At 65.6% G+C, this 20,105-nt stretch carries 18 protein-coding genes; 9 read left to right on the plus strand and 9 right to left on the minus strand.

What is annotated here, in order from left to right; translation table 11 throughout:
- Window positions 1-844 precede the first annotated feature (844 nt).
- The 6 genes from pcnB to NFH98_RS18610 all read left to right on the plus strand — a co-directional run bounded on the left by pcnB (window position 845) and on the right by NFH98_RS18610 (window position 5,439).
- Window positions 845-2,251, plus strand: a complete 1,407-nt coding sequence (gene pcnB / locus NFH98_RS18585) for a polynucleotide adenylyltransferase PcnB (protein WP_348827191.1) — start codon at window positions 845-847, stop codon at window positions 2,249-2,251.
- Between the two features lie 5 nt (window positions 2,252-2,256).
- Complete coding sequence (gene folK / locus NFH98_RS18590; protein WP_348827192.1) at window positions 2,257-2,775, plus strand: 2-amino-4-hydroxy-6-hydroxymethyldihydropteridine diphosphokinase; 519 nt, start codon at window positions 2,257-2,259, stop codon at window positions 2,773-2,775.
- 205 nt (window positions 2,776-2,980) lie between these two features.
- Window positions 2,981-3,772 (plus strand): 3-methyl-2-oxobutanoate hydroxymethyltransferase, encoded by a 792-nt coding sequence (gene panB, locus NFH98_RS18595; RefSeq protein WP_045993297.1) that lies wholly within the window; start codon window positions 2,981-2,983, stop codon window positions 3,770-3,772.
- Window positions 3,773-3,782: 10 nt separating this feature from the next.
- The gene (panC, locus tag NFH98_RS18600) at window positions 3,783-4,631 is read left to right on the plus strand and encodes a pantoate--beta-alanine ligase (RefSeq protein WP_348827193.1); all 849 of its coding nucleotides are present in this window, start codon (window positions 3,783-3,785) and stop codon (window positions 4,629-4,631) included.
- Window positions 4,632-4,642: 11 nt separating this feature from the next.
- The gene (panD, locus tag NFH98_RS18605; RefSeq protein WP_045993299.1) at window positions 4,643-5,023 is read left to right on the plus strand and encodes an aspartate 1-decarboxylase; all 381 of its coding nucleotides are present in this window, start codon (window positions 4,643-4,645) and stop codon (window positions 5,021-5,023) included.
- Window positions 5,024-5,064: 41 nt separating this feature from the next.
- Window positions 5,065-5,439 (plus strand): translation initiation factor Sui1, encoded by a 375-nt coding sequence (locus NFH98_RS18610; RefSeq protein ID WP_045993300.1) that lies wholly within the window; start codon window positions 5,065-5,067, stop codon window positions 5,437-5,439.
- A 35-nt stretch (window positions 5,440-5,474) separates the two neighbouring features.
- Here NFH98_RS18610 and NFH98_RS18615 read toward each other — a convergent pair whose 3' ends face one another.
- Entirely contained in the window at window positions 5,475-6,359 is an 885-nt protein-coding gene (locus tag NFH98_RS18615; protein ID WP_348827194.1) for an NAD-dependent protein deacetylase, read from the minus strand.
- Between the two features lie 165 nt (window positions 6,360-6,524).
- Here NFH98_RS18615 and NFH98_RS18620 point away from each other — a divergent pair, with 165 nt between their 5' ends.
- Window positions 6,525-7,442: a nuclease-related domain-containing protein gene (locus NFH98_RS18620; RefSeq protein WP_045993302.1), complete on the plus strand. Its 918-nt coding sequence runs from the start codon at window positions 6,525-6,527 to the stop codon at window positions 7,440-7,442.
- Between the two features lie 139 nt (window positions 7,443-7,581).
- Here the strand turns inward: NFH98_RS18620 and NFH98_RS18625 are convergent, their stop codons facing one another.
- The gene (locus NFH98_RS18625) at window positions 7,582-8,325 is read right to left on the minus strand and encodes a ribonuclease T2 family protein (RefSeq protein WP_287164032.1); all 744 of its coding nucleotides are present in this window, start codon (window positions 8,323-8,325) and stop codon (window positions 7,582-7,584) included.
- 151 nt (window positions 8,326-8,476) lie between these two features.
- On the opposite strand from NFH98_RS18625, the gene NFH98_RS18630 reads away from it, so the two are divergent.
- A complete protein-coding gene (locus tag NFH98_RS18630; protein ID WP_213229402.1) occupies window positions 8,477-9,256 on the plus strand; it encodes an ATP-grasp domain-containing protein in 780 nt (259 codons plus the stop codon).
- Window positions 9,257-9,372: 116 nt separating this feature from the next.
- On the opposite strand, the gene NFH98_RS18635 is transcribed toward NFH98_RS18630, so the two are convergent.
- The 7 genes from NFH98_RS18635 to NFH98_RS18665 all read right to left on the minus strand — a co-directional run bounded on the left by NFH98_RS18635 (window position 9,373) and on the right by NFH98_RS18665 (window position 18,219).
- Complete coding sequence (locus NFH98_RS18635) at window positions 9,373-11,091, minus strand: BCCT family transporter (protein WP_045992375.1); 1,719 nt, start codon at window positions 11,089-11,091, stop codon at window positions 9,373-9,375.
- A 174-nt stretch (window positions 11,092-11,265) separates the two neighbouring features.
- Entirely contained in the window at window positions 11,266-12,603 is a 1,338-nt protein-coding gene (locus NFH98_RS18640) for a deoxyguanosinetriphosphate triphosphohydrolase (RefSeq protein ID WP_108132170.1), read from the minus strand.
- Window positions 12,604-12,787: 184 nt separating this feature from the next.
- Window positions 12,788-14,284, minus strand: a complete 1,497-nt coding sequence (locus NFH98_RS18645) for a tripartite tricarboxylate transporter permease (RefSeq protein ID WP_045992377.1) — start codon at window positions 14,282-14,284, stop codon at window positions 12,788-12,790.
- Window positions 14,285-14,286: 2 nt separating this feature from the next.
- Window positions 14,287-14,766 carry a tripartite tricarboxylate transporter TctB family protein gene (locus NFH98_RS18650; RefSeq protein WP_045992378.1) on the minus strand — a complete coding sequence of 160 codons (480 nt, stop codon included), beginning with the start codon at window positions 14,764-14,766 and terminating at the stop codon, window positions 14,287-14,289.
- A gap of 5 nt (window positions 14,767-14,771) precedes the next feature.
- Entirely contained in the window at window positions 14,772-15,758 is a 987-nt protein-coding gene (locus NFH98_RS18655; protein WP_108448688.1) for a Bug family tripartite tricarboxylate transporter substrate binding protein, read from the minus strand.
- Between the two features lie 183 nt (window positions 15,759-15,941).
- A complete protein-coding gene (locus tag NFH98_RS18660) occupies window positions 15,942-17,195 on the minus strand; it encodes a CaiB/BaiF CoA transferase family protein (protein ID WP_348827195.1) in 1,254 nt (417 codons plus the stop codon).
- Window positions 17,196-17,262: 67 nt separating this feature from the next.
- Window positions 17,263-18,219 carry a hydroxymethylglutaryl-CoA lyase gene (locus NFH98_RS18665; protein ID WP_253554310.1) on the minus strand — a complete coding sequence of 319 codons (957 nt, stop codon included), beginning with the start codon at window positions 18,217-18,219 and terminating at the stop codon, window positions 17,263-17,265.
- Between the two features lie 301 nt (window positions 18,220-18,520).
- Between NFH98_RS18665 and NFH98_RS18670 the strand changes: the two genes are divergently transcribed.
- On the plus strand, window positions 18,521-20,104 hold the full coding sequence (locus tag NFH98_RS18670) for a peptide MFS transporter (RefSeq protein ID WP_045992381.1): 1,584 nt from the start codon (window positions 18,521-18,523) through the stop codon (window positions 20,102-20,104).
- Window position 20,105 lies beyond the last annotated feature (1 nt).

Consider the following 20,105-nt stretch of genomic DNA (forward strand, 5'->3'; position numbering starts at 1 on the left):
GCCCGAGGTAACACAAATGACCCGGCGGCTTGCTTCGAACCAACGACAATGAAGCAAGCGGCTGATAAAAAAGAAAAAAATCAAAGTAGGCACGACAACTGCAATAAGTCTGGGCAAGAACAACAAATTCCGGCGATCGTGGGCAGCCAACAACAATAACCTGCACCGCCACGATCGAATCCGCCGCCCCAACAACAACAACGCTTCCAGGTGAAGCAGGCGGATTGGGCACTAGGCACCGCAGCCTTGACAACAACAATACGGACCTGCGGAGCTACCACTCGTCGAACAACAACAAGACGACGAGGCCCGGAGTACCAGGACGCGACGCGCCAACGATGACCGACCAACAAGAACAACAGGGTCGTCAGAGCGCACTCCCGGCAACAATGCCAATAATCCGGGAGGAGGCATGATCCCATGCCGTCGTGGTTGGACTATTGTTTTGAATACGAGACGGTCGCCGTCAGGAGCGCCAATAACAACAACATCATTGCTTGCCTGAAACTCCTTGGTGACTGTGGTGCGTATTCAAGGCGATGCGCCATCACGAAGAAAAATTAGCAGCACGGACGCTGCATCCTGCTTTGATGGGGAGGCCCTTGGCCTCCCCTTCTGCTGTCTGGCCTCCGAGCGTCAAGCCAGTCGTTGCCCCACCAGACGAGACAGCCCCCAAGGGCTCAATCGCCATGGGCAACCAGACCCTTTGCGCCTCTTCGCAGCTCGAACACTGCGCCGACTGTCGGCCTTGACACCCGAGCGGCTTTGTCCACTGCGCTTTGCAAGGCCGGGAGCGTCCGCTACACTCATCACCTTTCCGTACCCCGCGAGTCCAAATCGCCGCATGATCAAAGGATTTACCCGCTTTCTACAGAGCCCAGGCGAGCACTTGAAGTCGCTGTTCGGCGCTCAGGAAGCCGCCGCAGGACCGCCGATGCCCCGCGTACTCACACGCGACGAACACCCCGTGTCCCGTCGCCAGTTCAGCGAAGCCTCCCTCAAGGTGCTCTACCGCCTGCACAACGCCGGCTACGAAGCCTATCTGGTCGGAGGCTGCCTGCGTGACTCCCTGCTCGGGATCGCTCCCAAGGATTTCGACGTGGCCACCGACGCCACGCCGGAGCAGGTCAAGCAGCTGTTTCGCAATTCACGCATCATCGGCCGCCGCTTCCGTATCGTGCACGTGCGTTTCGGCCGCGAGGTCATCGAGGTCACCACCTTCCGTGGCAAGCCCCGTGACGACCACGGCGAGCATGTCGCCTCCCAGTCCGATGACGGCCTGCTGCTGCGCGACAACGTCTGGGGCAATATCGAGGAAGACGCGCTGCGTCGCGACTTCACCGTCAACGCCCTGTACTACAGCATCGCCGACTTCAGCCTGCATGACTTCGCCGGCGGGGTCGACGACATCGAGTCGCGCACCCTGCGCCTGATCGGCGACCCGGAGACCCGCTACCGCGAGGACCCGGTGCGCATGCTCAGGGCCATCCGCTTCGCCGCCAAGCTCGACTTCGATATCGCCCCGGATACCGAGGCGCCGATCGCCGAGATGGCGCCGCTGCTGTTGCAGATTCCACCGGCGCGGCTATTCGACGAGATCCTCAAGCTGTTCCTGTCCGGCGAAGGTCTGACCACCTTCCGTCTGCTGCGGGACTATGGCCTGTTCGCGATGCTGTTCCCCGAAGCCGACGAGTGCATGGCCGAGCTACCCTGGGCCGAGCCGCTGATCGAGCAGGCACTGGAAAGCACCGACCGTCGCATTCGCGAGGATCGCCCGGTCACGCCCGCCTTCCTGCTGGCCGCCTTCATGTGGGGGCCGGTGCAGTTGCGCCAGCGTGATCTCGAGGCCGACGGCATGCCCCCCGTTCCGGCCCTGCAGACCGCCGCCCAGCAGGTCATCAGCCGCGAGCTGAAGCACGTATCGCTGCCCAAGCGCTTCAGCATGCCGATGCGAGACATCTGGGACCTGCAGCAGCGTCTGCCGCTACGTCGAGGCAAGCGCGCCTTCCAGACCCGTGACCATCCGCGCTTCCGTGCCGCCTACGACTTCCTGCTGCTGCGCGAGGCCGCCGGCGAACTCGAACCGGGACTGGGTGACTGGTGGACCGCCTTCCAGGAAGCCGACGAGCACGAACAGCGCCGTCTGCTGGGCAAGGTAGGCGCCGACCCTGCCGGCACCGCCGCCCCGCGCAAGCGCCGCCGTCGGCGGCGCAAGCCGCGCCCGCAACAACCGCCGCAGTCGGACGAGTGAACCAGGTGGGGCGCCATACCCAGGCCTTTATCGGCCTCGGCAGCAATCTCGACGCCCCCCGTCGTCAGGTCGAGCAGGCTCTCGAGGAGCTCGACCGGCTGCCGTTGACGCGTCGAGTCGCGGCCTCTCGGCTGTACGCCAGCCGCCCGGTCGGTCCCCAGGACCAGCCCGACTACGTCAACGCCGTGGCCGAACTCCACACCCGGCTGTCGCCGCTGGCCCTGCTCGACCAACTGCAGGCGCTGGAGCAGCGTCATCGACGCGTACGCCAGCGCCACTGGGGGCCCCGCACCCTGGATCTCGACCTGTTGTGGATGGATGCCGCCGAGTGGCGCCACCCGCGCCTCACGCTGCCACACCCGGAATTGGTAAACCGCGCCTTCGTGGTACTGCCGCTGGCCGAGATCGCCACAGACCTCAGATTGCCCGACGGTCAGACCCTGGCATCGCTGGCCGAGCGCTGGAACGGCGCCCTCACCTCGGGTGATCTATCCCCATTGAACGCCACCGAGGCCGTTCGCTGAGCTTCTGGAGCCCAGGTGGCCCGAAGCCTCCAGGCACTCACTAGACGCCGATCGACCTCTACCACTTTGGTCGCTGTTACCTTGAACCCTGCACTGCCTTGGTCAACGTTACCTATCGACACAGATTCACCCATCGGTAACAATCCGCGGTGATCACTCTGGGGCGGTCATAGAACTCGCCCCACCGCCAACACGAGAACACGCCATGACTTCCGTCACCCTGAGCTCGCTGAAGGCTCGCAAGCGCGCCGGTGAACCCTTCAGCTGCCTGACCGCCTATGACGCCTCCTTTGCCGCCGCCGCCGGGCGCGCCGGCATCGACGTGCTGCTGGTCGGGGATTCCCTTGGCATGGTCCTGCAGGGGCACGACAGCACCCTGCCGGTCACCATGGACGACATCCTCTACCACACCCGCTGCGTGGCACGCGGCAAGGGCGACAGCCTGTTGATGGTCGATCTGCCATTCATGGGCAATCCCAGTCGCGAGCGCCTGCTGGACAACGCCGCCGCGCTGATGCGGGCCGGCGCCGAGCTGGTCAAGGTCGAGGGTGAGGGCTGGATGGCCGATGACATCCGTGAACTCACCCGTCGCGGGGTGCCCGTCTGCGCCCATCTGGGGCTGACCCCCCAGACCGTGCATCAGCTCGGTGGCTACAAGGTCCAGGGACGCGAGGCCGAAGCCGCCAGCCGTATCCTCGAGGACGCCCGAGCGCTGGTCGAGGCCGGCGCCTCGGTGATCCTGCTGGAGTGCGTGCCGGCGAGTCTCGGTCGTGCCGTCAGTGAAGCTCTGGAAGTGCCGGTGATCGGTATCGGCGCCGGCCCCGACACCGACGGCCAGATCCTGGTGATGCACGACGTGCTCGGCGTGACCCACGGGCGGACCCCGCGCTTCGTCAAGAACTTCCTGGCCGAAGCCGAGGACATCGAAGGCGCCTTCCGTCGCTACCACGAAGCGGTGCTGGCGCGGGAGTTCCCGGCTGCCGAGCACTGCTTCTAGGAGGTCTGCGATGCACGTCCATTCCGCCATCGCCAAGCTTCGCGAAGCGCTCGCGCCTCACCGCCGCAGTGGTGCCCGCATCGGCCTGGTGCCGACCATGGGCAACCTTCACCAGGGCCACCTGGCGCTGGTGGAAGCGGCCCGCGAGCGCTGTGACCTGGTGGTCGCCTCGATCTTTGTCAATCCGCTGCAGTTCGGCCCCAGCGAAGACCTGGACAACTATCCGCGCACCCTCGAGGCGGACCTGGCCAAGCTCGAGGCCGCTGGCTGCGACATGGTGTTCACCCCGACCCCGGCGACCATGTACCCCGACGGCCTCGACGGCCAGACCCTGGTGCGGGTGCCCGAGGTCAGCGAAGGCCTGTGTGGCGGCGCCCGCCCCGGCCACTTCGACGGCGTCTCGACCGTGGTCAGCATGCTGTTCCATATCGTCCAGCCTGACCTCGCCTGCTTCGGCGAAAAGGACTACCAGCAACTGGCGGTCATTCGCCGCATGGTCCGCGACATGCACATGCCGATCGAGATCGTCGGGGTGCCCACGGTGCGCGAGGCCTCGGGACTGGCGCTATCGTCGCGCAACGGCTACCTGAGCGAGGCCGAGCACGCCACCGCCGCCGAACTGCAGGCCACCCTGGCAATGCTTGCGCGCAGCCTCGAGGCCGGCGCCGACATCGACGCCACCCTGACAGAGGGCCGCGCGCGTCTGGCCTCCCACGGCTTTGCTCCCGACTATCTGGAGCTGCGCGCCCGTGACCTCGGCGCGGTGACCGCCACCACCCGTGACGCCATCCTGTTGGTGGCCGCTCGTCTCGGCGCCACGCGACTGATCGACAACCTCACTGTGACGCTACCTCGATAGGAGCCCCCTAGATGTACACCATCATGCTCAAGGCCAAGCTGCACATGGCTCGCGTGACCCACGCCGTGCTCAACTACGAAGGCTCCTGCGCCATCGACGGTGAACTGCTCGACCTCGCCGGTATCCGCGAAAACGAACAGATCCAGATCTACAACGTCGAGAACGGCCAGCGCTTCACCACCTATGCCATCCGTGCCGAGGAAGGCTCCAAGGTGATTTCGGTCAACGGCGCCGCTGCCCACCTGGCAAGCGAAGGCCAGCGCGTGATCATCTGCAGCTACGCCCACTACAGCGACAGCGAACTCGACCAGCACAAGCCCTCCCTGGTCTACCTCCAGGAAGGCAACGAGATCAGCCACACCAGCAACGCCATCCCGGTCCAGCTGGCCTGATCCGACCGCACCATCGCACCACCCGACAGGAGCGCACCACCATGGCATCGCTGAAGGAACAACTCGGCTCGCTGGTCTACTCCACCGAACACGGCGACATCTGCCCGGACTGCCGTGAACCGAAGGACGCCTGCCGCTGCGACGAGATCCAGGACCAGGCGCGCCTGGCCAGCCTGGATGGGGTGGTGCGAATCCGCCGGGAAACCAGCGGGCGCAAGGGCAAGGGCGTCACCACCATCGACGGCGTGCCGCTTGCCGACAAGGAGTTGAAGGCCCTGGCCAAGGAGCTGAAGAAGCGCTGCGGCACCGGTGGCGCGCTGAAGGACGGCGTTATCGAGATCCAGGGCGACCACCGCCAGGTGTTGAAAGACGCCCTGGAGAAGAAAGGCTACAGGGTCAAGCTGGCCGGAGGCTGAGCTCTGGCTTGTCTGAAAAGTGGCTGGGCCGGCGTCTAGCCCAGATCCCGGACCAGCGCTTCCAGCGCCTGATCCGCCGGGGCCTCGAGCTTGACGTCGAACAGTTCATCGGCCCGGGTGCGCCCCAGATTGATGCAGGCCACCGGGCGTCCCACCTTCACGCTTTCGCGCACGAAGCGAAAGCCGGAATAGACCATCAGCGAACTGCCGACCACCAGCAGGGCGTCGCTGTCCTCGAGCAGCCCTCGGGCGCTGGCCAGCGTCGCCGCTGGCACGTTGTCGCCGAAGAACACCACATCGGGCTTCCAGATACCGTCGCCACAGCGGCCACAGGAGGGCACCCGAAAGCTCGAGAAGTCCGCCTCCAGATCCGCATCGCCGTCCGGCGCCGGTCGCACCGGCGACGTTTGCGCCACCCACTGCGGATTGCAGCGCGCCAGCTCATCGTGCAGAGCATGGCGCATCTGGCGCGCACCGCAGCTCATGCACACCACCAGATCCGCCCTGCCGTGCAGATCGATGACCCGCCGGGAGCCCGCGCGCTGGTGCAGTCCATCGACGTTCTGGGTGATCACCCCGGAGACCTTGCCGCGCAGCTCGAGCTCGGCGATGGCCCGGTGCGCCGCGTTGGGACTGGCCTCATTGAGCACCCGAAAACCGATCATCGCCCGCGCCCAGTAGCGCTGACGCGAGGCATGGCGAGACATGAAGTCGCGATGATCGATCGGCGGCGAGCGCTTCCACTCGCCCTGGGCATCGCGATAGTCGGGGATACCGCTAGCGGTGCTGATGCCGGCGCCACTGAGCACGGCGATACGCCGGTGACGACAGACGAGAGCGTACAGCGCATCCATCGCCGACGCTGACGCTTCTCGGTTGACGCAAGTTCGAGCCTCGCTACCGCCGCCGACATTCGTCATTGCTCCTCCCCTTGTGACCGCGCACCAGCACCCGGGACAGGCCCGCCGGCCCTGCCCCCATGGCCAAGACTACCCCCGGGCGTTCGATAAGACCAAGGGCGCCATGGCCCAACAGGCACGTCGTTGTCTACAATGGACGGGATTCTTCACGGGCAAGGAGTGCCGATGGCCTGGCTGGACTACCTGCTGCCGCTGTTCTTTCTGTTCCCCCTCGCGGCGGCCGCCACGGTGGTGGTGGCACTCCGAAGCCTGCACGACGCGCGAGTACGCTCGCCGTTCGACGCCCACCCGCTGCGTGAGCCTGGGCAGGCCCTGCGCGATCGGCTGGATCGCGCCTTCGCCACCCTGTTCCTCAACGCCGCCCTCGGCCCCGTACTGGTGCTGACCCCACTGGTCTACGGCATGGGCAGGATGCTGTTCTCGCGCCACCAGAACTGGATCGAATGGGCGCTCTACGGTGTGCTGTGCACACTGCTGGCGATCGTGGTCAGCTTCCGACTGATGCGTGACTACCAGCGTATCCGTCGCCTGAAGCTGGGGCTCGCCTGCGAACTGGCCGTGGGCCAGGAACTCGAACGCCTGATTCGCCCCGAGGCTCATCCCTACTTCGTGTTCCACGACGTACCCGCCGACACCTTCGTGATCGACCACGTGGCGATCACCCCCCACGCCGTCTTCGTCATCGAGACCCGGGCCCGCACCCCGGCCATCAGTCCCGCCGGCGAGACCGAGGACACCGTGGTGGTCGAACACGAGCGCCTGCGCTTTCCCGGCTGGATGGAGCGACGCCCCCAGCGCAAGGCCCGCCAGGCCACCCGCTGGGTCGCCTCCTGGCTATGTCGCGAACTGGGACAGCCGGTGCCGGTCAAGGGCATCCTTGCCCTGCCCGGCTGGAAGATCGAACGTGAGGTCCCCGACGACGATCTTGCCGTGGTCAGCGGCGAAGGCCTGGCCGCCCATCTGACCGACGCCTGCCCTGGTATCGCGCCGATGGATCCGACGCTGCACGACCGGGTCATCGAGGCCTTGAACCGGCGAACACTGACGCGGGAACTTGGCCACCTGGAAGGCCCGTCCATCTAGGCTCTGTCCGAAAAGTCGACGAGCGAAGGTTAGACAAGGCAAAAATCGGTGAGAAAGCGCAGTTTACGGGGTGTAAATGAGCATTTTGATCCGATTTTTAACGCAGTATTGCCGAGCGCAGGCACTTTTCGGACGAGCCCTAGAAGCGGCGCAGCTCGATCCGGCTGGGGCAGCGCCCATGATCCACCGGAGCGAAGCTCTTTCTGGCCGGAAAGTCATCGATATGCTCCGCCTCCAGGCCGATGCGCACCTCGGTGAGCAGTCGGTTGCCCGAGCCCCCGCACTGCAGCGACAGGGAGCTGCCGGTACCCCGGCCGAAAGCCTCCTCGAAGGCCGCGATCAGCGCATTGCGCCTGACCGTCGAGCCTCGATTGTCGCGCATGAAGTCCCCCAGGGCCCCGGCGTTGACGATCTCGGTCAGCGCCAGGGCACCGTCGAAGAAGTCATCATCGCTGATCGATAGGCAGGCACCGTGCTTGGCGTACTCGTAACGGTCGAGGCAGCTGGCCCTGCCGGGCATGGCGTCGTCGAGCTCCTGTTCAAGCGATGAGCCGATATCGATGGCAGGCCCTGCCTGGCAGAAATCGCCCGCTGGCCTCGGGCGTTCAAGAAAGCAGCCCTGGCGGCGCCACTCGCTGACACTGACGCCCTGTGAGATCAGCCTGACGGGGCGTGACGGCCACAGCCCGTGGATCACGAAGCCATCGTCGGCCCCGACCATCAGCGACGGATCCCGGCACTCTCGTGGCGGCTGACGACGGCTGGCGCAGAACCCGGGATGCCAGGTCAGCGCCAGCACATAATGATCGAAGTGCTCTCGCTCGAGATCCTCCAGTGCCTCACGCTGCTCCTGCGGCTCGTGGGCCTGGGCGCCAGCGTTCATGGTGAGGGCCAGCAGCACCGCAGCCAGCGCACGCCATGGTTGCCGTCGACGGGCTCCCCGGTCCCCCTGTCGCCTTGCAATCGGCGACCACAGTTGGCAAGGTGCGCCGCCTCGCTTCAATCCTCTTTCGTCTTTCTCGGATGACTGTCTCATGAACCTGATCACCTTCGATCCGTTACGGAGTCTGGGGGTCCCGGGGGCGCGATACATCAAGCCTGAGCACATGAATGACCATCGCCAGGCCCTGGCCGATGCCGACGCCCTGCTGTTCCCCGAATACTGGCAGATCAATGCCCTGGCCTACGGCCTCAATCCGCGCGTCTTTCCCAGTCTACCCAGCTATCACCTGGGTCACGACAAGATCGAACAGACCCGCGCCTTCCAGGCCTGCTGCCCCGAGGCAACGCCCGATACCGCCATCCTCGGGGTCAATTCAGACGCCATCCACCAGGTGGAGGCGCGCTTCGGCTACCCGTTCGTGGTCAAGCGGGTGCGCAGCTCCATGGGCGAGGGCGTGCGCCTGATTCGCTCCCGCGAGGCGCTGATCGATCACCTGTCCAGCGAGAATCTGCTCTACGCCCAGCGCTACCTGCCCATCGAACGCGACCTGCGCATCGTGGTGGTCGGGCGCAGGGTGCTGGCCGCCTACTGGCGCGAGAGCCCACTGGGCGACTTTCGCACCAATGTGGCACGCGGCGGCGAGATCCGCCACGACCCGGTACCGGCCTCCGCCATCGAGCTTGCCACCACCCTGGCCCAGCGCCTGGGCATCGATCACGCCGGCTTCGACATCGCCATGGTCGATGACGCCCCGATGGTGCTGGAATTCAACCGGCTGTTCGGCAACCAGGGCATCGACTCCCCCGAGACCAGCGTGGGAGAGGCGATCCTCGAACACCTCGAGCAGGATAGCTGGCGCCAGGCGGCCTGATCCTTGAGCCTTGCTGGTCGCCGCTCTCGGAGCTATACCCCTTCACAAGATCGACCACAAGAAAACGGGCCACCGTCGCAATGACGGTGGCCCGGGCAGTCGGCGCTGAGCGCTGATTACAGCCGTGAAGGATGGCTCGCCGGGTCGCCCTCCTGGTGGGGCTTGTCGTCATGATCGACACCGTGGTGCTCCCCTTCCGGCAACTCCCAGGTGCCATCCTCGGTCCAGGGGTCATCCTCGGGGAATTCCTCGATATAGATTTCCTTGTCGGTGTAGTCCGGCTGATAGCGCAGATCGTAGTGGGCCGCCCGGACGGTCGAGATGCACAACAACAGCGCCACCAGCAGCAAGGGCACACCCCCTACCACCGAGGCCGTCTGCAGGGTCTCGAGCCCACCGATGAACATCAGCACCGCCGGCATGAACGACAGCGCAAAGGCCCAGAACAGTCGATTCCAGCGCATCGGTTCCTCGTCGACCTCCTTCTGCACCACCGCCGCCAGGATGTAGGAGATGGAGTCGAAGGTGGTAGCGGTGAAGATCAGCGCCAGCAGGGTGAAGGCGAAGATCACCAGGTAGCTCAGCGGCAGGGTCGACAGGGTAGCGAAGATCGCCGCCGTGGGGCTCTGCTCGTTAAGAATGGTGACCAGATCCAGGGTGCCGGACAGCTGCAGGTAGAGACCGTAGTTGCCGAGGATGATGAAGAAAAGGGCGCATCCCAGGGTACCGAAGAAGATCGAGCCCGCGACCATGGAGCGGATGGTGCGGCCGCGGGAGATGCGCGCGATGAACAGGCCGACGCTGGGGGCGAACACCAGCCACCAGGCCCAGTAGAAGATGGTCCAGTCCTGAGGGAAGTGGGTGTCCTGAAAATTCTCGAAGCGGGCGAAGGGCTCGGTCCAGGTGCCCATGTGCACCAGATTGCTGAGCACCCTGCCAAGGGCATCCAGGCCGGTACTGGCCATGAACTGGGTCGGCCCGACGATGAAGACGAAGGTCAGCAGCGACACCGCCAGCCAGAAGTTGATGTCCGACAGCACCTTGATGCCCTTCTTGAGGCCGACGAAGGCGCTGTAGCCGAAGACAACGGTACACAGCATCAGCACGAAGATGCGCGTCGCCAGGGTCTTCGGAAAACCGAACAGCTCATGCAGCCCCTCGTTGATCAAGGGCGCCGCCAGTCCCAGGGTGGTGGCACCGCCGCCCAGCATGCCGAACACGAACAGCACGTCGATCAGCTTGCCCGGCCAGCGGTGGGCACGGCTCTCGCCCAGCACCGGCATTAGCGCCTCGCTGATCTTGAGCACGCTGTGATTGCGCACGTAGTAGAAGTAGGCAATGGGAATCGCCGGGATCAGATAGATCGACCAGGCCACCGGCCCCCAGTGGAAGATACCGTAGGCCGCCGCCCAGCGCGCCGCATCCGGCGACTGAGGTTCCACATGGAAGGGTGGCGCCTGGTAGTAGTAGATCCACTCGATCATCGACCAGTAGAGGATCGAGGCGCCGATACCGGCGCAGAACAGCATCGCCGCCCAGGACAGGGTCGAGAACTCCGGCTGCTCCTCGGGGTCACCCAGCTTGATCTGGCCGATATCGCTGAACACGATGAACAGCATGAAGCCGCTGGCCCCGAGCCCCAGGGCCAGATACAGCACACCGAGCTCATTGGTAATGAAGTTCTTGGCCGCGATGACCCAGGTTGCCCCCTGTTCGGGGAACACCACCAGAGGCAGAGTGACAGCAAGGAGGAGAAACAGCGAACCGAAGAAGGTGGGCTTGTCGATCGCATCAAAGCCTTGATCGGAAGAGGCGGGGGAGGATTTCCTTTTCACGGGCCATACCCTTGTTATCGTTTTCCCCAGTATACGCAGTCTTGCTGCATCAAACGTCATCCATTGACTTAGGCCGCGCAGCGACAAACGCCCTATCGTCCGCCGCTGGACTCCCTTGGCCGGAACGCCCTGGTTCAATCACCCCGCTCTTACCGCCTGAACACACTCAGTTTTTCAATCACCACGTAGCTTGCCGCCCATTTCCTGGGCCAGGTCGACCGCGTAGTGGTCCGTCATCCCACCGATAAAGTCGAGCATGCGTCGATAGCTGTCGTACAAGGACCAGGACGGCAGCGGGGTGTTCTCGCCGATCAGCGCCAGCACCCGTTGGTGCTTGAAGCTCGAATGGCCGGTGTGGTGCAGCTCGTGGGCCGCGCCGATAAAGGCCTCGAGCAGAATACCGAGGGTGGTGTAGGCACCGATCTCCAGCTTGGCCTTGCGGGTATTGCGGAAGATGCGCTTGCGCGCCAGCTGCTTGGCCAGCTTGACCCCCCAGTCCAGATCCGGGTGGCACAGCTCCAGCAGGTCATCCTGAAGCGTTCCGGAAAGCAGCTCCTGCTCATGCTCGACGAACACCTGGCCCACGTCGGTGACCGCTCGCTCCATGGCCGCCCCTCGCAGCGCCGCGATACGCCGGCGTTGAGACACACCGGTACGGTTCATCTCGGCGTAGTCCGACGGCTCGCCACCGGCGATCTGGGTCAGGATCTCGGCCACCTCGTCGAAAGCCAGGATATCCATCTCCACCCCGTCCTCGAGGTCAAGCAGGGCGTAGCAGATGTCATCGGCGGCCTCCACCAGCCAGGCCAGCGGATGGCGACACCAACGGTGCTCGCCCTGGGGAATCAGTCCCAGATGGTCGGCCACCTGCTCAAGTGCACCGAGTTCGCTCTGATAGCAGCCGAACTTGCCGGCCTTGCCACCGTGGGTCACCGTCCACGGATACTTGAGCAGGGTACCGAGGGTCGCTGCGGTCAGGCGCATGCCGCCGCGAAACTGGTTGTACTCGATCTGGGTGACGATACGAAAGCCCTGGGCGTTGCCTTCGTAGGTCAGCAGGTCCTCGCGCTCCAGCGGCGACAGTCCATCGAGCAGCCCGCTGCCGTTGACCTCGGCGCACTTGAACCAGTCGCGGATGGCGTACTCACCGGCATGGCCAAAAGGGGGGTTGCCGATGTCGTGCCCCAGACAGGCCGCCTGGATGATCACCCCCAGATCCGCCGGAGTGATCCAGTCGGGCAGGCGGTCACGCAGCAGCTCGCCCACGCTCATGCCCAGCGAGCGGCCGACGCAGCCCACTTCAAGCGAGTGGGTCAGGCGGGTGTGGATATGGTCGTTGTCGGTGAGGGGATGCACCTGGGTCTTGCGTCCCAGGCGGCGAAAGGAGCCGGCGAAGACGATGCGATCGTGATCCTTGTGGAAGGGACTGCGTCCCACCTCGTCACGAGTCCCGCCACGCGGATCGTGCAGTCGGCCCGGATCGAGCAGTCGTTCCCAGTTCATGGTCTTCATCGATGGCCCCTCCTTGTGGCCCTCCATTCTGACACCCGGGACGACACCTGCAAGGCCACGACCGCGAGGTCGCCAGGACCCTCATGACAGGCCCTAGGCGCATCGATGGAAAGTCGATGGAAAGGCCCGGTGGATACACCTCCACCGGGCCCTCTTTCTTTAGCGACGCTTTAGCGACGCTTCTCTACGCCAGCCGACGCTTGAGCATCATGGCGTAGACCGCTCCGGCCACGATCAGGGTGGCGGCGAAGGCGTAGATCCCGATCGAGATCCCGCTGTTGACCAGGATGCTCCAGTCACCACCGCTGATCGACATCGCCCGGCGCAGATTGAACTCCATCTGCCCACCCAGCAGCAGGCCGAGCACAACCGGCACGGTGGGAATCTCGAGCTTTCTGAGCACATAGCCGAGCACCCCGAAGGCCAGCATCATGTACAGATCGAAGGGGCTGTTATTGAGCGAATAGACCCCGACAAAGGCGATCAGAACCACCATCGGCATCAGCAGCCAGCTGGGGGCCTGCAGCACCCGGGCGAACAGTCCCACCAGCGGTACGTTGAGCACCAGCAGCATGATGTTGCCGATAAACAGCGCTGCCACCAGCCCCCACACCATCTCGGGCTGCTGGGCGAACAAAAGCGGCCCCGGGGTGATGTTCATCGACAGCAGCAGGGCCAGCAGAATCGCGGTGGTGCCGCTGCCGGGAATGCCCAGCGACAGCATCGGAATCAGCGCGCCACCGGCGGCGGCGTTGTTGCCTGCCTCGGGCGCGGCCACACCGCGCGGGTCGCCGTTGCCGAAGTCCCCCTTGGCTCCCAGCCAGCGCTTCTCGAGCATGTAGGACAGGAAGCTGCCGAGCGAGGCGCCAGCGCCGGGCAGCACCCCGGAGACGAAGCCGATCAGCGAGCCACGACCGATGGTGCCCTTGCAGGACAGCGACGCCTTCATCCCCGGCCAGGCCGAGCCCAGCTTGATATGCGGCTTGTCGGCGTCGTGGCGCTGTTCGAGAAACACCAGGCATTCGGAGATGGCGAACAGTCCCACCAGGGCCACGATAAAGTCGATGCCGTCATAGAGCTCGAAGGTGCCGAAGGTGTAGCGCGCGACGCTGGACACCGGGTCGATGCCCACGGTCCCCAGCAGCAGGCCCAGACAGGCGGCGATGAAACTCTTGGTAAAGCTGCCGCTGGTCACCCCGCCGATGGTGGCAAAGGCCAGCAGGAACAGCGCGAAGTACTCGGCCGGACCGAACTTGATCGCCAGGTCCACCAACAGCGGCGCGAACAGCGTAAGCCCGATGGTGGCGATGGTGGCGCCGACGAAGGAAGCCACCGCCGACAGCCCCAGGGCCTCGCCGCCGCGCCCCTTGAGGGCCATCGGGTAGCCGTCCAGAGTGGTCATCATCGCCGGCTCGTCGCCGGGGATATTGAGCACGATGGAACTGATCCGCCCACCGTACATGCAGCCATAGTAGACGCTGACCAGCAGGATCAGCGCGGCGGTGGGATCCAGGCCGAAGTTGAAGGCCAGCGGGATCATCAGCGCCACCCCGTTGACCGGGCCGAGCCCTGGCAGCGCCCCGATCAGGGTTCCCACGGCGCAGCCGATCAGCGCCAGCAGCAGAAATTCCGGCTGGGTCGCCACGGCGAAGCCCTGGGCAAGAAAGGCAAGCGTTTCCATGATCAGTGTCCCCCTCCCCACCAGGGCACGTCCGGCAAGGGCATGCCGAGGGCAAACTCGAACAGTGCGTACAGCCCCAGCGCCAGTCCTGTGCCGGCGATCAGCGCCTGGCCCCAGGCCGCGCCGAACAGCCGCGTCAGTACGATGGCGCAGGCCAGGGTGGCGGGAACAAACCCCAGCGGCTCGAGCAGGCCAGCGTAGGCCGCCAGCAGCAGCAGCACCGCCAGCTGTCGGGCCAGGCCGGCACGATCCGGCCAGCGCTCGTTGAAGCCCGGGCGCAGGATCAGGTAGGCCGACAGCGCCGCCAGCGGCAGGCTGACCAGCCGGGGGAAAGCCCCCGGCCCCACCGGCTGCATGAAGCCGGTGACGAAGCTATGAGAATGCCACCAGGCCCCCAGCGCCAGCACCAGCAGCACCGCGCCGGCCAGGCGATCGCCGACCTGGGCCGGCCGGCGATGCTGGTGAGCGTCGAGGTCGCTCATCTGACTCATTGAATAACCCCGATCTCGCGCGAGATGGCCTCGACGCGCTGGATGGATTCCTCGACGAAACTCGAGAAGTCGTCACCGCCACGCCACAGCGGCACCAGGCCATTCTGGGCTGCCACGTCCTTCCACTCGTCGCTGGCGTAAAGGTTCTCGAGGTCTTCGACCATGCTGGCGTAGTCCTCGTCGGAGACCTCGCCGCCGGTGTAGAAGCCGCGCCAGTTGTAGCCGGTGACGTCATAGCCCTGGCTGACCGCGGTGGGCAGCTCGTCGAAGGGCTCGGGCAGCGGATCATCCGACATCACCGCCAGCACCCGCACGTCACCGGACTCGATGAAGCCGGCGACCTCGCCCAGGTCGGTGGAAACCACGTCCACGTGGTTGCCCATCATCTGGGTTACCGCGGGGCCGCCGCCGTCGAACTGCACCCAACGCAGGGCGCCGACCTGGTCGCCGGGCAGGCCCGCGGCCTTGGCCAGCATCAATGCCCGAATGTGATCCCAGCCACCGGCACCGCTGGAGCCGGCCATGGCCACCGAGGTCGGATCGGCGACGATGGCCTCCAGCAGTTGCTCGAGGGACTCGTACTCGCTCTCGTCGTCGACCAGGATGACGCCGACGTCGGTACCGAGCATGCCCAGCCAGCGCATGGTCTCGGCACCCCCGGGATAGCGACCCTGGGCAATCTGGGTCATGCCCACGGTGCTGGTGGCGACGATCAGGTTGCTGTCATCGGCACGCTTGGAGGCCACGTTGGAGAAGGCCACCGCGCCGACACCGCCGGGCATGTTGGTGACCTGCACCGAGCCGTCGGTCAGTTCCAGGTCGGTGAGCAGCTTGCCGACGCTGCGGCAGGTGAAGTCCCAGCCGCCACCGGGGTCGGCCGGGGCGATGCACTCGTCGATGGGCAGGGCGCTGGCCGAGGTCGAGACACCGAGGCCGAGCGCGAGCAGCGGCAGGCCAAGGCGAGTGGTCAGAGTCGAGGGCATGGAAGGCTCCTTGTTTTTCGTTGTTGGCGTTTTCGTTGTGGGTGTTGCGGTCCTGCGGTCCTGCGGTCCTGCATCGTTGTCACCAGCCGGCACCGGCCATCCGGCGGATTGCCTGGCGGTTGTCGAGTCGCCATCTTGCGCGGCCACTCGCCTGGCGTTGTCCGGCGGGGACCGCCACCCAGCCTAGACGATCCCGCGCTGGCGCAGCGCCCGACACTCGTCGGCACCGAAGCCGAGTTCGGCCAGTACCTCGTCGGTATGCTCGCCAAGCTGTGGCGCCGGTCGCTGGATCATCGCCGGGGCCTCGCGCATCTTGACCGGAAAGCCGGTGGTGGCGATCTGTCCGGCCTCGCCCTGATCCAGGGTCAGGCGCATGCGCTGGTCGATGATCTGGGGGTCATCGAAGGTCTCGCGCAGATCCTGCACTCGGCCACAGGGCACGCCGGCGGTGTTCAGGTGTTCGATCCAGTCGTCCACACTGCGCCGGCGCGTCACCTCGTTGAGGATCTCGCGCAGCGCCTCGCGGTGCGCCATGCGCTGGGCGTTGTCGGCGAAGCGCGGCTGCTCGAGCAGATCGACACGACCCAGCGCCTCCAGCAGACGACGCACCATGGTCTCGCTGCTGGGGGCGATGGCGACCTCGCCATCGCTGGCCTCGAACAGGCCGTAGGGGTAGAGCATGGGATGGTCATTGCCGGTACGCCGGGGGACCTCGCCGGTGGCGAAGTACTCCGCCGCCAGATAGCCCAGCATCGCCACCAGGCCGTTGGTCAGGGCGGTCTCGAGAATCTCGCCCTGGCCGGTACGCTCGCGACGCACCAGTGCCGCGCTGACCCCGAAGGCCAGGTTGAGGCTCGCCACCATGTCGCTGATCGGTGGCGCGGCGCGCATCGGCTCGCCCCCCTCGACCCCGTTGACGCCCATGAAGCCGCTCATGGCCTGGGCGACAAAATCGTAGGCGGGTCGGTCGCGGTAGGGCCCGGTGGATCCGAAGCCGTTGATCCGCCCCACCACCAGGCGCGGGAAGCGCTGCCTCAGGGTGTCGTCGTCGAGTCCCATCTTGGCCAGCACCCCGGGGCGGAAGTTCTCCACCAGCACGTCGGCATCCTCGAGCAGGCGGTTCAGGATCTGACGCCCTTCGGGCTCGCGCAGATTGAGGGTGATCGAGCGCTTGTTGCGGTTGAACTGGGCAAAGTAGGCGCTGAAGCCGTTGACCATATTGCCCTGGCGGCGGACCACGTCGCCCTCCCCCGGGGTCTCGATCTTGATCACCTCGGCGCCGTGATCCCCCAGCATCTGGCTGGCGAAGGGGCCGGAGATCACCCGGGTCAGATCGATCACACGTATGCCGGCCAGGCTGCCCGGAGCAAGGCCGGTGGCGTCCTGGGTCGATGGCCGCGAATCGTCGCTGTCATCCCTGCCGGGGCTAGCATCCATAGGTTTGCGTATCCGTCGGTATGTCTGTGGTGGTGTCGTCTGGTCTTGCCAGGTTCAGGGATCTGGCTCAGCCCTTTGCGGTGGGCACCGCATCGGGTCGATGCAGCCTGAGCCGAGTGCCGGCCCGGGCCAGCTGAGAGCCCGGCGCACGTTCCAGTCGCCGCGCGGCAAGCCCCGCCACCTCGATCAAGGACTCCAGCGAGACGCCGGTGTCATGCCCCAGCTCCTCGAGCAGGTAGATCAGCTCCTCGGTGGCCAGATTGCCGCTGGCGCCTGGGGCGAAGGGACAGCCGCCGAGACCACCGACCGCACTTTCGTAACGCGTGACGCCAAGCGACAGCCCCTGCATGACGTTGGCCAACGCCAGACCCCGGGTATTGTGAAAGTGCAGGATCGGCCGCGCCGCGGGGGCCTGTTCGGCGATCTCACCCACCACCCGCGAGACCACGGCGGGCGTGGCCATGCCGGTGGTATCGCCAAGGGTGAGGTCATCGATACCCAGCTCGCCGAGGCGACGCGCCAGCTCACCGATGCGCCCGGCCGGCAGGTCACCCTCGAAGGGACAGCCGAAGGCCGTGGCGATGGCGCCCTGTACCTCGATACCGCTGCCGGACAGGCGCTCGACGATATCGGCGAAACCGGCCAGGGAGGCGTCGATCGAGCGATTGACGTTACGCGCGTTGTGGGTCTCGGAGGCGGACACGAACAGCACCACCCGATCGATGCCCACCTCCAGCGCGCGCTCAGCACCGCGCAGATTGGGCACCAGGGCGCTGAAGCGGGCATCCGCCAGCCCCTTGGCGGCGGCCACCAGTTCCGCGGCGTCGGCCAGCGCCGGTACCGCCCGGGGACTGACGAAAGACGTCAGCTCGAAGCGCCTGAGGCCGGCCCGGTGAAGCCCGTGCAGCAATTCGAGCTTGTGCTCGGTGGACAGCACCCGCGCCTCGTTCTGCAGGCCATCACGAAGCCCCACTTCGGTCAGTTCGATTCTGGCAGGTGCTCGCTGGGGCGGCGATGACGTCATGGCGAAGAAGTCCCTAAAAGTCGATATTTCACCAATATAGAGGCTATTGGCTCATGTTGGACATACGCCTTTTCGCTGAGACGTCCGTACGCTGACGGTGCCAGACCGCAGAGGTATTCCCCTTGACCGGTGATTTCCATAGAATTCACCGCCCAAATCGTGATCCACAGCAATTTTTGTTACGGACTCGCACATTATCGTGTTCTTCACACGTTTTTCTGTTCGCATGCCGCCTCCGTCCCGGGGCGCTTGATGTAGAGGCGTCGACGTTCGCCTTCCCACCCTGAAAAGGCCTGGTTTCATGCAATCCACTTCCTCCGACGGCTCGGCCGCCGACAAGGGCTTCTTTGGTCACCCCCGCGCCCTGGGGCCACTGTTCTTCACCGAGATGTGGGAGCGCTTTTCGTTCTACGGCATTCGCCCCATGCTGGTGCTGTTCATCGCCGCCTCGCTGTTCGACGGCGGGCTCGGCTTCGACCCCAAGACCGCCGCCGCCATCGTCGGCATCTACGGTGGTGCCATCTATCTGGCCGCGCTGCCCGGCGGCTGGCTTGCCGACAACTGGCTCGGCCAGCGCCGGGCGGTGTGGTACGGCTCCATCCTGATCGCCTTCGGTCATCTGTCCATCGCGCTGTCGGCCCTGCTCGGTGCCGTCGCCTTCTTCGTCGGGCTGATCTTCATCGTGCTCGGCACCGGGCTATTCAAGACCTGCATCTCGGTGATGGTCGGCAGCCTGTATGACGAAAGCGACGTGCGCCGCGACGGCGGCTTCGCCATCTTCTACATGGGCATCAACATCGGCAGCCTGTTCGCGCCGTTGTTCACCGGGCTATTGATGGACTCGTTGGGCTGGCACTGGGGCTTCGCCATGGGCGGCCTTGGCATGCTGATCGCACTGCTGCTGTTTCGCCTGTGGGCGGTGCCCGCCATGCAGCGCGCCGACGCCGAGCGCGGCCGCGCCTCCACCTGGGACGCCCCGGCCCAGCGCCGTCGTCACGTCGGCCCCGTCGTGTCGCTGTGCCTGGCGCTGATCGCCGCCCTGGTGGCGCTGGTCGCTACCGGCGTGGTGACCATCGACGCCCGCGCGGTGGCCGAGGCCATGACCAGCGTGCTGATCGTCGCCTCGCTGGGCTTCTTTGCCTACCTGATGCTGTTCTCCGGACTCAGCGGTGACGAGCGTATTCGCGTCACCATCTGCTTTGTGCTGATCGTCGCCGCCGCCTTCTTCTGGGCCGCCTTCGAGCAGCAGCCCACCTCCTATAACCTGTTCGCGGCCAACTACACCGACCGCAACGTGATGGGCTGGGAGGTCCCCACCCTGTGGTTCCAGTCGTTGAACCCGGTATTCATCGTGCTGCTGGGCCCGCTGTTCGGCTGGCTGTGGCCGGCGCTCGGTCGGCGCCGACTGGAACCGGGTAGCCCGATGAAGTTCGTCCTCGGCCTGTTGCTGGCGGCCTGCGGCTTCGGCCTGATGGTGCTGGCGGCGCAACAGGTACTGACAGGCACAGGGCTGGTGTCACCCTGGTGGATCGTCGGCAGCATGCTGCTGTTGACCCTGGGCGAGCTGTGCCTGTCGCCGGTGGGGCTGTCCACCATGTCGGGGCTGTCGCCACGTCGCACCCAGGGCCAGTTGATGGGCCTGTGGTTCACCGGTGCCGCCCTCGGCAACCTGGTGGCGGGCCTGATCGGCGGTCACGTCAACGCCGAGGAGCTTCAGCAGTTGCCGGAACTGTTCGGACGGTCGGCCATCGCCCTGGTGATCTTCGCCGGGGTGCTGCTGTTGCTCGTGCCGGTGTTCAAGCGCATGCTGAAGCATCACCGTCTTATCGATCCGGCGGCCGCCCACCGCGCGGACGCCGAAGCCATTGTCAGAACAGGAGTCTGAG

This window comes from Halomonas sp. H33-56, from assembly GCF_040147035.1.
In the GTDB taxonomy this organism is placed as follows: Bacteria; Pseudomonadota; Gammaproteobacteria; order Pseudomonadales; family Halomonadaceae; genus Halomonas; species Halomonas litopenaei.

Coding starts and splice junctions, on each gene's coding strand:
- NFH98_RS18620 (WP_045993302.1), top strand. CDS start 6,525: ATGGCCTGGCTGGACTACCTGCTGCCGCTGTTCTTTCTGTTCCCCCTC.
- NFH98_RS18670 (WP_045992381.1), top strand. CDS start 18,521: ATGCAATCCACTTCCTCCGACGGCTCGGCCGCCGACAAGGGCTTCTTT.
- pcnB (WP_348827191.1), top strand. CDS start 845: ATGATCAAAGGATTTACCCGCTTTCTACAGAGCCCAGGCGAGCACTTG.
- panB (WP_045993297.1), top strand. CDS start 2,981: ATGACTTCCGTCACCCTGAGCTCGCTGAAGGCTCGCAAGCGCGCCGGT.
- NFH98_RS18640 (WP_108132170.1), bottom strand. CDS start 12,603: ATGAAGACCATGAACTGGGAACGACTGCTCGATCCGGGCCGACTGCAC.
- NFH98_RS18630 (WP_213229402.1), top strand. CDS start 8,477: ATGAACCTGATCACCTTCGATCCGTTACGGAGTCTGGGGGTCCCGGGG.
- NFH98_RS18665 (WP_253554310.1), bottom strand. CDS start 18,219: ATGACGTCATCGCCGCCCCAGCGAGCACCTGCCAGAATCGAACTGACC.
- NFH98_RS18660 (WP_348827195.1), bottom strand. CDS start 17,195: ATGGATGCTAGCCCCGGCAGGGATGACAGCGACGATTCGCGGCCATCG.
- NFH98_RS18655 (WP_108448688.1), bottom strand. CDS start 15,758: ATGCCCTCGACTCTGACCACTCGCCTTGGCCTGCCGCTGCTCGCGCTC.
- NFH98_RS18625 (WP_287164032.1), bottom strand. CDS start 8,325: ATGAACGCTGGCGCCCAGGCCCACGAGCCGCAGGAGCAGCGTGAGGCA.
- NFH98_RS18645 (WP_045992377.1), bottom strand. CDS start 14,284: ATGGAAACGCTTGCCTTTCTTGCCCAGGGCTTCGCCGTGGCGACCCAG.
- NFH98_RS18650 (WP_045992378.1), bottom strand. CDS start 14,766: ATGAGCGACCTCGACGCTCACCAGCATCGCCGGCCGGCCCAGGTCGGC.
- panD (WP_045993299.1), top strand. CDS start 4,643: ATGTACACCATCATGCTCAAGGCCAAGCTGCACATGGCTCGCGTGACC.
- panC (WP_348827193.1), top strand. CDS start 3,783: ATGCACGTCCATTCCGCCATCGCCAAGCTTCGCGAAGCGCTCGCGCCT.
- NFH98_RS18610 (WP_045993300.1), top strand. CDS start 5,065: ATGGCATCGCTGAAGGAACAACTCGGCTCGCTGGTCTACTCCACCGAA.
- NFH98_RS18615 (WP_348827194.1), bottom strand. CDS start 6,359: ATGACGAATGTCGGCGGCGGTAGCGAGGCTCGAACTTGCGTCAACCGA.